This is a genomic window from Herminiimonas sp. CN (assembly GCF_000622895.1).
In the GTDB taxonomy this organism is placed as follows: domain Bacteria; phylum Pseudomonadota; class Gammaproteobacteria; order Burkholderiales; family Burkholderiaceae_D; genus AVCC01.
The window spans coordinates 1-7,587 of the sequence record NZ_AVCC01000120.1 but is presented as its reverse complement, the minus strand read 5'-3'; the positions used below and the strand labels follow the sequence as shown (position 1 = coordinate 7,587).

Here is a 7,587-nt window from a genome sequence, read left to right as displayed (position 1 = left end):
TAGTTTCCGGTCACGCCCTCGTGACTTCTACGTTTAGGGAAAGAAAATGTCCGTCGGTTTTGATATTGAAGCCCTTTTGGGTCACAACCGAAATCTCCATATTTTTGGCGAAGCTTCGACTTGGAGCGTTCAGGAATGGGCCAATCGGGTACGGCCAAAAATTGACGCGTATTTGACAATTTCAAAGTGGCAAATCGTTCCTGCCTGGCGACATGGAGTTCGTTCGTCGGCATCATCTTCGTTGAATCACTCATGTCCGGCATTTGCGGCGTCGACCAGCAGTTATGAAGGCCGCAATAGCGATAACAAACAAGCCACGCTGAGAGCGCGTGCTGCAATATATTCCATAGTCACTCCAGAATTCCTGCAAGAGAGTGGTGGACGACTTGCCGATGATGAAATACAAAAAATTGAAAAAGAGCTTGCATATCAGTTCTCAGGAGATAAAGCAACTCAGGGAAAATGTCGGATTGAACTGAAACGGTATCTTGACAGGATGTCGCTTATTTCGGATGCCAAACAATCGGCGTCTATTAATTTGATCCGAACGGAGCCCGGCCCCGTTGAAGTCATATCCGCCCGCCATTTTGCAATTGCAGAGAACATCTGCCACATTTGGAAAAGTCAGCTTGGGGAATATGCAAGCGCACAAGAAACTACTGAGGCGGCTGTCGCACGGCTGGCTCAAATTGCGCTTAGTCTGGTGATATTCGATGCGGTACTGAATGAAAAGCAACTGGTGTCACTCATCTTGGCCATCGCTCAGCATAAATATTACCGCGTTAATGAGCAGCTAATAGTTCGGGCAGAAGTGGAGCTTCCGCCATATCGGTACGACAAAGCTGTGATCCTCAGTCCGCTCACGGCGGCGCAGGTTCTTGGATTTCGCAGGCGCTTCAAAAAAAGAGCCGTTGAAATCAATGACGATACGAAGATTCGGAGGGCAATATCCCGCATCCTCATCAGGATGCTCGGCCGAAAACCCAAGTCAAATTGGACATTAAAGGATGTTATTACAGTATTTCGGCCATGGTGGTTTGTTCGATTGCCTGGCTGTCTAAGCGCAATCGCAGCTGGAAAATATCTTGGACCTGCCCTGGATATCAGAAGTGAAGCCGCATTCTTCCGTGAAAGTCATGAACGAGCAGCCGAATTGCCATTCACACAACGTGAGCGTTCTGACAGTTCGCTCAAAAATACCGACGCAGCAAGCCAGAGAAAAATCGCTAAGAACGAGTTAAATGCGCTTGTTTCCAGTGCCCGACAGCGTTTTGAAGATGGAAAAGGCGCATCCAAGCAGCAAAGAACTCGGCTGCGCCAGCAACTCGCCGGGCCGCTGAGCATCCAGTTGGAGCAGCTGGTTCAGGAACGCCAAATTGTTTCTTTGCTCTTCGATTTCTTGGGCTATTTATTAGCAGAGGGTGGAAAGCGCAAACAGTTTCTTCGGTTCGGAACAATTGCAACCTATTTGTCCTCGTCTCTCTCGGAGCTAGTCGACTTCGGATGGGAAGTTGATTTTATGGAATTTGAGGATAAGGATTACATCGAGTTCTATCGCAAAATCAAGAATGCGCTTGCCCACAAAAACTTCAATACAAATACCGTGATTGCGCTTTTCCATCGTTTTCTTGAGTGGCGAATAGATGCGCCTTTTGTGCCTGGGATAGGTTTGGGAAATACTGTACCGAAGCGAGTTCGCAGCACTGTAATCACTGCCGATCAATTTGATCAGGCATGCCGCACGGTTCAATCAACGAAGCGCACCAGGGCATTTGAGCAGGATTTTTCCCATCAATTCTTGGCACTGGGGTATGGATATGGGGCGCGTTTTAAAGAAGCTTTTGGATTGACGACAGACTGCTTTATCGGCGATAAGCGGCAGAAAATATATGTCGGAGTCAATCGACTACGCTCAGTGAAGTCGAAAAGCCCACGAATTATTGACGTCCTGAATTTGCCTACCAAACAAAAAACATTTCTCTCTTCCCAAGTCAATAACACCAGTAGCGCACCGCAGAACGACGCGCCGCTATTCACTGACCCTGCCAGTAAAGGTACGCTATATTCAACTCAACGTATATCTGAACTGGTTACATCTGCCTTAAGAAACGCAACCGGAAACGCCGCAGTCGTACCACACAGTTTGCGGCACACGTACGCCACGTGCCTGGCCACGTCCGTGCTTCCCGACATAGGCCAGTCGAACATATCCAAAATAATTCGTGCCAAGCTGGTAAGAGATATTGATCCTGCCCATTTAACAAGCCCAATTGATGGCGATCTTGAAGCATGGCCATTTTGGATGGATAGAGTTGCCATGTTGCTTGGGCATGAAAGCGTGTCAACCGCATTCAATACCTATTGGCATACACCGCACTACAACATAGCTGCTTATGCATCCCTTGAGTTTAATCGTAGCGACATAAGTGGCAAGAAGTTAGCTTCAGTGCTTGAGGTAACTGCAGCTGCTATATCGCTGCAACGCCAAAGACTGGGTTTTTCTGGTGAGAAAGTAGGCAGCACAAAGAATTGCGCTGATCTGATTAGCCATTACATTTGTAAGTCCGGAATACCTACAGTTGCAGATATTGTCGCAGACCTGGACGGGCCGGCTAAGAAAGGCCGTCCGAAAACAGCCATAACGGCGGATTCCGTTAACAATGACGTTGCAATGTGGCAAATCTTTGACCGCCTGCTGTGTGAGCGGCAATCCAACTTGCTTTCAGTGGCGGAATCGCTGGAACTTGCATCGAATGAATTTGGGCTTTCAAAACGCACTGCAAATAAATTTTTTGTTGCATACAAAGTGCTCGTCGATACAGTCGGGTTCGACGATTTCGAACCATCGAATTCTGAGCTTCTGACCACTAAACCAAAATACTCACAAGGTGTGCAGCGCGGTGCCGGAGAAAGGCAGCGTGTCATATCTCTCGCCCAACATTTGGCCTATGAAAGTTCATCCTTTCGGCAATCGCTTATTTCACTATGTACAGCATGGTCTGCACGCTTGAATAGCGAAGCGCCTTGGATCGTAGCAAGTGACGTTGAAGAGGCTGTAGCTTTCGTTACCCTTCTGCTCGACTTGGGAGCGAGTCGGTCACAGATTTATCTGAACATTATCTTTTATGACGAAATTGAGGTATCGCGACTCAAAGGTTTGGTGGATGAGTCCAATTTTTCATTCAACGAGAATCGGGTCAGCCTAGGAAACTCCCGCGCAAAAATTTCGGAGATTGGCATCAACATTCGCCAGCAAGCCAACGCAATTTTGTCTGATGGGCGAGATTTACATCGAGCACTTGCTGTGTTGGCCGTAATTATCAAATCAGGCGTTGTGGATGTTGGCGCTGGTCGCATTTGACACAGGTTGTTGGGGCTGGGTGACACAGAGGTGGCCCCGTTTGACTGGACAGAAAATCGTTGCCGTTAGGTGGGGCTTTGCGGATATAGGGTTAAGGATCAGATCAACCTCACCGATGAAGAGTCGCGCATCATGCCGGTCTCTGGCGACGGCTTCGAGCAAGCCTATAACGCGCAAGCCGGGGTCGATGCAGCCACGATGCTGACAGAGCCTGGCATTGACGGGCCAGCGGCAGATCGTGGGAACGGTCGATCATTTCTTTGCGCTCAGCAATCCCGCCTTGGTGAGCGCGCCGCTTAAAAAATCATTCTCCAATGCCAGTTGCCCGATCTTCGCATGCAGCGTTTTGATGTCTGGCCCGTTGTCGGCCTTGACCGCGCTGGCACCGCCGTCAAACACCTCTGAGGCGCGCTCTAGCAACTGGCGCTTCCATTCGGTTACCTGGTTCGGATGGGCCTCGTAGTACTGCGCGATCTCGGTCAGCGTTTTATCGCCGCGTAACGCCGCCACTGCCACTTTCGCCTTGAAACTCCCTGAGTGGTTCCGTCTGGTTCTCTTGGCCATGCTTTTGCTCCTGCATTCGGCCTGATGGCCGAGATTGTGAAGCAAAGCGCCAACCTATCCAACTGTCCAAATTTCCGGGACCACCTCTAACAGGAGTGTCCAAAAAAGTCAGGCTACCTCAGTCACATGCATCGTATCGGTCTTGAATACACTGACTACTTGCACCAGGTTACCGGCCTGATCCTGCAGGAATTCGGCGGCAGCGGCAGCCTCCTCCACCAGCGCCGCGTTTTGCTGGGTGACCTGGTCCATTTGGCTGATCGCCTGATTGACCTGCTCGATACCTACGGACTGCTCCTGGCTGGCTGCGGTAATTTCACTCATGACGTCGGTGACGCGCTTGACGCTTTCCACGATTTCCTGCATCGTGGCACCGGCCTGATTGACCAGCTTGGCGCCAGTATCGACCTTGCCGACCGAGTCATCAATCAATCCCTTGATTTCCTTGGCAGCGCCTGCCGAACGTTGCGCCAAATTACGCACTTCAGTGGCCACCACCGCAAAGCCTCGCCCTTGTTCACCGGCACGGGCCGCTTCCACCGCCGCATTCAGCGCCAGAATGTTGGTTTGGAACGCGATGCTGTCGATCACGCTGATGATGTCGGCGATCTTCTTCGAGGAATCGTTAATTGAGCCCATGGTCTCGACCACTTGCGCCACGACTGCACCGCCCTTCATCGCGACATCGGAGGCGGACACCGCCAGCTGATTAGCTTGCCGCGCATTGTCTGCGTTCTGTTTCACGGTACTGGTCAGCTCTTCCATCGATGATGCCGTTTCTTCCAACGAACTGGCCTGCTCCTCAGTGCGGGAAGAAAGGTCGAGGTTGCCTGCAGCGATCTGACTGGAGGCGGTGGCGATGGTGTCGGTGCCGACGCGCACTTCGCCCACTATCCTGATCAGGCTGTCATTCATGTTCTTGAGCGCCTGCAGCAATTGCCCGGTTTCATCCGTGGTTTTTACTTCGATGCGACTGGTCAAATCGCCGCTGGCCACCGTCTGCGCGACTCTCACTGCTTCGGTCATTGGACGGGTAATCGAGCGGGTACTGAACCAGGCGATAAGACTGCCGAGCAACATCGCCAGGCCGGTCAAGGTCAGCGTCAGCAGCCGCGCGGTATCGTACGTTTCTGCGGCAGCCTTTTCGTCTTTCTTGTTGTTTTCCTTCTGCCGCTCAATGTACGTGTGCAACCCATCCTCCCATTTCGCCGTCGCCGGTATCACTCCCTTCAGCAGCAACTGGACAGCCTCATCCCGGTTGGTCTTGGACAATTCGTTGAACTTGACGAAGAGCGGCCCCGCTGCGATCTGGCCTTCTTTGATCTTGGCGACGAAAGTCTTGTCGTCATCATCCAGCGGCATCTTCTCCAATGCTTCTGCTGCTGCGGAGTACTTGCTGCGGGCCTCCTCGATTTTTTTGCGTTGAACGCGAACTTCTTTTTCGTCGTTCAGCAGAGCGATGGTGCGCTGCACACGCGACACGATGTGCAGCGATCCGGCCATATCCTCCAACAACCCCATCTTACCGACGTTGATTTCGACAATGCGATGCAGCGCATCGTTGGTGCGGTTCATGCCGTTGATGCCGAGCATTGCCACGCTCGCAATGAGTGCCAGCACCAAACCAAATCCAAGGCTCAGACGCGCACCTATCTTCAGGTTTCCTAAATTCATTTTTCTGTCTCCCTAACTAGAATGAATCAAATAGAATAGATCGACTTTTTTCGAAGTTTTTAATACATCGCTGGTGACATCAGCTTCAAAATTATCCATTTTATTTTCTCTAATTCATTGCTTGCACCATCGCCTCGGTGACTGGGACAATCGATTCCTGTGTCAACGCAGCCAGACAAATACGCCCAGAACCAACTAGATAAACGGCAAATTCTTCCCGTAGCCTACGCACCTGCTCCGCAGTCATCCCGGTAAAGCTAAACATGCCGTCCTGCTTACGTAGAAAATCTGCCTTTCCAGCTGGCATCCTGCCTTGCAAACTGGCGTATAAACCTTCCCGCATAGACTGGATACGGGCGCGCATTGCCTCTAATTCGGAGTGCCATTCATCGCGTAGTTCGCTGCTACCAAGTACCGTCGCTATGATGCGCGCACCATGTGTCGGTGGACTTGAATAGTTGCGGCGCACCACAGCCTTCAATTGACCCAGCACATTATTCGCCTGACCCTCGTCGTTGCACAACACGTGCAAGGCACCGCAGCGTTCACCATATAACGAGAAGTTCTTGGAAAATGAACCGGCGACCAGCATCGGAATGCCTAGTGAAGCAAAGTAACGAATCGCAAATGCATCTTCCTTAATCCCTTGCCCAAATCCTTGATAAGCAATGTCAAAAAACGGCAGCAACGACCGACTTTGAATAATCGTCGCCAGATCACGCCACTGTTGCGTATTCAGGTCTGCCCCTGTTGGGTTGTGACAGCATGCGTGCAACAAGACGATATTGCCCACAGGAATCGCTTCCAGCGCGGTTTGCATTGCCTCAAAATTGACATGCTGGATGCCAGGGTCGTAGTACGGATAGCTGTTGACCACAAATCCGGCGCCTGCAAAAATGGCGTGATGATTGTCCCAAGTCGGATCGCTGACCCATACCTGTGCTCCCGGGAAATAAGCCGCAAGAAAATCAGCACCGATCTTCAATGCGCCGGAGCCGCCCAAGGTCTGCATAGTGGCGATACGTTTCTCTGACACCGCCTGGTGATCTTCTCCGAAAAGTAGACAGCGAACCGCATTTCTATAATCCAGCATACCTTCCATCGGAAGATATGTGCGCTTAACTGGCTGCGCCAATATGCTCTGCTCGGCTTTACGCACGGCACCCATCAGTGGCAGTTGCCCTGCTTCATTCAGGTACACACCGATGCTCAGATTGATTTTTTCTGGGCGTGGGTCGTGTAAAAACTCTTCGTTCAGCGTAAGAATTGGATCGCCCGGATAGGCGTCAACATGTTCGAACATGGCGTTCCTCATAGTAAAAATTATTCAGGGGAAGCACGTCGCGACGCACCCAGTTTCGCTCTAACGATTCGAATAGCGCTCTAAAGTTGTCTTCATCGAATCCCTCATCGCCCTTGCGTTGAATGAACTCGAAAAATACCGGGCCCAACATCGGAGCTGAGAAAATTTATAGCAAAAGACGTTTGTCGCCGCGCTCGGTTGTACTGCCGAGCAAAATACCACTCGCCTGTAACGCAACCACAGGCTCACCATGACCAGGAAGACGCGACTCCAGCATGTCGTAATAGAGGCGGACGGCGTAGCCATTAACGAAAATCCTACAGCTTTAAGCTGTATCTACAGTCGCGATCAAATCATCGGAAAACAAGGCAATGTACGCTTTTAAAACCAGAAAGTTTAACTTAATGGAAAATTTGCACCAGAACCGTCTGACCTCTCTCATTACTCACAACAGCTTGACGGCATCGTATGGAAACTCAAACCCGGCCCAGAAAATCACTGGACTGGAAATGCTCCGCCGAGCTGTTCTTTCCTATGGACGCTTTTGACTTTAACGCATACTGAGCCGACAAACTTAGTCTTGTTGCACTTGGACATAGCAACCGCCCACGTTAAGCCGGTAGCAGCGATTGAAATCGCTACCCCGATTTGAGAAGACAGCTACATTCCCGCATAATTCGGCCCG

At 50.9% G+C, this 7,587-nt stretch carries 3 protein-coding genes and 2 pseudogenes; 1 reads left to right on the top strand and 4 read right to left on the bottom strand.

All coding sequences use genetic code 11. The features are described 5' to 3' along the window. Positions 1-46: 46 nt before the first annotated feature. Positions 47-3,361, top strand: a complete 3,315-nt coding sequence (locus HMCN_RS0116555; protein WP_081801557.1) for a tyrosine-type recombinase/integrase — start codon at positions 47-49, stop codon at positions 3,359-3,361. Between the two features lie 205 nt (positions 3,362-3,566). On the opposite strand, the pseudogene HMCN_RS0116550 reads toward HMCN_RS0116555, so the two are convergent. From HMCN_RS0116550 to HMCN_RS19950, 4 genes and pseudogenes are all read right to left on the bottom strand, one after another. After that, positions 3,567-3,925, bottom strand: a pseudogene (locus HMCN_RS0116550) (IS3 family transposase); the annotation flags it as partial. Positions 3,926-4,033: 108 nt separating this feature from the next. Continuing rightward, a complete protein-coding gene (locus HMCN_RS0116545) occupies positions 4,034-5,599 on the bottom strand; it encodes a methyl-accepting chemotaxis protein (protein WP_025918427.1) in 1,566 nt (521 codons plus the stop codon). A 109-nt stretch (positions 5,600-5,708) separates the two neighbouring features. After that, positions 5,709-6,902 (bottom strand): amino acid aminotransferase, encoded by a 1,194-nt coding sequence (locus HMCN_RS0116540; protein ID WP_025918426.1) that lies wholly within the window; start codon positions 6,900-6,902, stop codon positions 5,709-5,711. Further along, positions 6,886-7,278, bottom strand: a pseudogene (locus HMCN_RS19950) (4-hydroxyphenylpyruvate dioxygenase); the annotation flags it as partial. The gene HMCN_RS0116540 and the pseudogene HMCN_RS19950, both read right to left, overlap by 17 nt. Positions 7,279-7,587 lie beyond the last annotated feature (309 nt).